The 3333-nt window shown below is 73.6% G+C and carries 5 protein-coding genes and 1 pseudogene; 4 read left to right on the top strand and 2 right to left on the bottom strand.

The features are described from left to right. A pseudogene (locus tag I5E_RS21135) lies at positions 1–302 on the bottom strand (phosphoketolase); the annotation flags it as partial. On the opposite strand from I5E_RS21135, the gene I5E_RS26210 reads away from it, so the two are divergent. Beyond that, on the top strand, positions 292–453 hold the full coding sequence (locus I5E_RS26210; RefSeq protein WP_022905849.1) for a hypothetical protein: 162 nt from the start codon (positions 292–294) through the stop codon (positions 451–453). The pseudogene I5E_RS21135 and the gene I5E_RS26210 overlap by 11 nt on opposite strands. A gap of 120 nt (positions 454–573) precedes the next feature. Here the strand turns inward: I5E_RS26210 and I5E_RS03965 are convergent, their stop codons facing one another. Beyond that, positions 574–1437 carry an NAD-dependent epimerase/dehydratase family protein gene (locus tag I5E_RS03965; protein WP_022905850.1) on the bottom strand — a complete coding sequence of 288 codons (864 nt, stop codon included), beginning with the start codon at positions 1435–1437 and terminating at the stop codon, positions 574–576. Between the two features lie 88 nt (positions 1438–1525). Here I5E_RS03965 and I5E_RS03970 point away from each other — a divergent pair, with 88 nt between their 5' ends. The 3 genes from I5E_RS03970 to I5E_RS03980 form a co-directional block, all read left to right on the top strand. Further along, the gene (locus I5E_RS03970; protein ID WP_022905851.1) at positions 1526–2224 is read left to right on the top strand and encodes a YceI family protein; all 699 of its coding nucleotides are present in this window, start codon (positions 1526–1528) and stop codon (positions 2222–2224) included. Then, a complete protein-coding gene (locus tag I5E_RS03975; RefSeq protein ID WP_022905852.1) occupies positions 2224–2736 on the top strand; it encodes a sigma-70 family RNA polymerase sigma factor in 513 nt (170 codons plus the stop codon). Before I5E_RS03970 ends, I5E_RS03975 begins: the two co-directional genes overlap by 1 nt. Continuing rightward, the coding region (locus I5E_RS03980) for an anti-sigma factor family protein (RefSeq protein WP_022905853.1) at positions 2733–3333 on the top strand (601 nt) is incomplete at its 3' end. The genes I5E_RS03975 and I5E_RS03980, both read left to right, overlap by 4 nt.

Below are 3333 nucleotides of genomic sequence, written 5' to 3' on the forward strand. Positions count from 1 at the left end.
ATCCGGACGAGGTCCTGCTGCTTCGACGCGACGACGTCGAGGAACCCCGGGTCCTGGTGCGAGAAGCCGTTGTGGTCCTGGCGCCAGACGTGCGACGACAGCAGGATCGACAGGTTCGAGACGGGGGCGCGCCAGTCGATGTCGGTGGACGACTCGAGCCACTTCGCGTACTGCCCGACCATCGAGTCGATGATGTGCGCGAACGCCTCGTACGTGTTGAGGATGCCGTGACGACCGCTCAGCACGTAGCCCTCGAGCATGCCCTCGAGCAGGTGCTCTGACAGCACTTCGGTGACCCGGCCGTGTGCGCCGAGGTGCTCGTCGCCGACGCCGCGCTGGGCACGCCAGACCCGGGATGTTGAGCACGAGACCGTCGAGCACGGCGACCACGTCGACTTCGTGCACGACGGACACCGTCACGCCCGTCACGAGGACCACTACGACGAGCACTGATCGACGCGCCGAGGTCGGCTGACCCGGCGGCGGGGCGGTGCCGGACGGTGCCGCCCCGACCCCCTGCCCGCCCTGCGCGTCAGGCGTGTGGCGTGCGCGCGCCGCGTGCCGCGCGCCGCGTCAGGCGTGCCGCGCGCCGTCCCCTCCGAGCACGGCGCGGTAGCCCTCTCGGAACGTCGGGTACCGCGGCACCCAGCCGGTCCCGCGCAGCAGGCCGTTCGACAGGCGCTTGTCGCCGGCGCCCTGCCGTCCGACGGTCCCCTCCTCGGCGGCGGCCCGCGGCGGCACCGGCACACCGAGCTCGGCCGCGAGGAACGCGTACACGTCGTCGAGCCGCGACGGTTCGTCGTCGGTCACGAGGTACGTCGGCGCCGGATCCTCCAGGGTCGCCAGGTGCACGAGGGCCGCAGCCGCGTCGTCGCGGTGGATCCGGTTCGTGTGCGGCGACGCCCCGTCGACCGGGGCCCGGCGTGCCGACCCGCCCCGGACCTGGTCGATCAGGCGTTCCCGTCCGGGGCCGTACACCCCCGACAGCCGGGCGAGCACGGCGCCGGGTGCGCGGTCGCGCAGCAGGGTCTCGGCCTCCACCAGGACGTCCGCGGTGGGGGTGCCACCGGTCGCCGGCGTGTCCTCGGTGACCGTGCTGCCGTCGTCGACGTCGTACACGGCGGTCGACGACACGACGATCACCCGCGGGGCCGCACCGGAGGCGTCGATGCCGTCCAGGACGTTCCGGAGCCCGTCGACGTACGTCGCGCGGTACTCGTCGACGTCGCGGCTCCCGGCGGCGACGGCCACGACGACCACTCCGGTGTCCCGAAGGATCTCGGGGACGGATCGGCGCAGGTCCACCCCCTGTCCGGTGAGCGGGGCCGGTACGAGCTCGGCCCGCCGCCGCAGTCCGACCACGCGGTGTCCGGCGGCGGCGAACCGCAGGCCGGTCTCGATCCCGAGGTCGCCGCAACCGGCGATGACGATGTCCACCGCCCCATCATGCCGAACGCCGGTGGACGATCCGCCGCTCGTGCGGAACCCGGGTGAACGATCCGGCGCCCTGTCTCGTCGTCAGGGCATGGGACTCCGCACACGCACCAAGGTCATCATCGGCATCGCCTCCGGCGTCGTGGTCGTCGGCGTGGCCGCAGCCATCGTCGGCCCGGTCATCTACGCGAACACCGTGAACGGGCAGGCGGCAGCGGCCCCCTCGGTCAGTGCCGCCCCGTCCGGTGGCTCCGGCTCGCTCACCGCCGCCGAGGCCGACGGCAGCTGGACCAGCACCGGCGACTCGTTCGCCGGCTACCGCGTGCACGAGGTCCTGCAGGGCCAGGATGTGAACGTGGTCGGACGCACGAAGGACGTCGAGGGCACCGCCGAGGTCAGCGGCGGGTCCCTCACGAAGGCGACGGTCACGGTGGAGGTCGCGAAGATCACCACGCCCGAGTCCGCCCGCGACGCGTACTTCCGGGACACCGCGCTCCAGACCGACCAGCACCCGACGGCGACGTTCACGCTGACCCAACCGGTCGACGTGTCGAAGGCGCTGGACGGCACGACGCAGGACGTCACGCTCACCGGCACGATGGACCTGCACGGCGTCCAGAAGCCCGTCACCGCCGACGCGCAGGTCGCCGTCGCGAAGGACGGCACGGTCCAGGTCGCCGGCAGCGTCCCGATCACCTTCGCCGACTACGGCGTCGAGGCCCCCTCGCTCGGCTTCGTGACGGTGGACCCGAAGGGGTCCGTCGAGTTCTCCCTCGACCTGGCGAAGTGATGGCCACGGGCAGGTCCGCCGACGAGCTGCTCGCGACCCTCTACCGCGAGCACGGCGACGCGCTCACCCGGCACGTCCGGCACCTGACCCGCGACGGGCACACCGTCGAGGACGTGGTGCAGGAGACCATGGTGCGCGCGTGGCAGCGGCCGGCCGTGCTCGAACGCGCCCCGGACAGCGCACGCGCCTGGCTCTTCACCGTGGCCAGGAACCTCGTCGTCGACGACGCCCGGTCGGCGCGCAACCGCCGCGAACACGGCACGGAGCTGCCCGTCGACCGGGTCGAGGCCGACCGCACCGACGCCGTCCTCGACCGCATCGTCGTCGCGGACGCCCTCGCGTCGCTCAGCCCCGACCACCGTCGGGTGGTGGTCGACGCGTACTGGCTCGGGCACACGGTCCCCGAGATCGCCCGACGACACGACATCCCCGAGGGCACCGCGAAGTCGCGCCTGCACTACGGGCTGCGGGCCCTCCGGCTCGCGCTGCAGGAACGAGGAGTGACCCGATGAGCGAGGACCGCTACGCCGAGTGGGACGCCGCGTACGTCCTCGGCTCCCTGCCGCCGGACGAGCGGCTCGAGTACGAGCGACACCTCGAGACGTGCGACCGCTGTGCGGCCGCCGTCGCGGAGCTCGTCGGTCTGCCGGGCCTGCTGTCGAAGCTCCCGGCGGACCAGGCCGTGGAGATCGCGGAGCCGGACGGGAGGCGCGACACCGGTTCCGAGAGCACCCTCGCCTCGGTCGCGCACCGCGTCCGACACCGTCGGCGTCGCCGGCGCGTCTGGGTCGCGGCCACGGCCGCCGCCGCGGTCGTCGCCGCGGTGCTCGGCGGGCTCGCGGTCGGCACGGCCCGTGTCGACCCGTCCGTGCAGGCGGGACCGGCCTCGGCGTCGGCTGCGGCGGACCGGTACGCGCTGGTCGGCGAGCGGGGACTCGACGTCGACCTGGCGGTCAGCGGCGAGCCGTGGGGCACGCGCTTCGACTGGGGCTGCTCCTACGGCGGGACGTCCTGGGCCGCGGACGGGTCGGTGATGTACGACCTCGTGGTCGTGCAGGACGACGGCACGGTGCAGACCGTGGCGTCTTGGTCGGCCGCCGGCGAGGATG

This window comes from Curtobacterium sp. B18, from assembly GCF_000333375.1.
GTDB lineage: Bacteria > Actinomycetota > Actinomycetes > Actinomycetales > Microbacteriaceae > Curtobacterium.

Excerpts from the sequence above, each read along its gene's own strand:
- I5E_RS03970 (WP_022905851.1), top strand. The coding sequence starts at position 1,526 with ATGGGACTCCGCACACGCACCAAGGTCATCATCGGCATCGCCTCCGGC.
- I5E_RS03975 (WP_022905852.1), top strand. The coding sequence starts at position 2,224 with ATGGCCACGGGCAGGTCCGCCGACGAGCTGCTCGCGACCCTCTACCGC.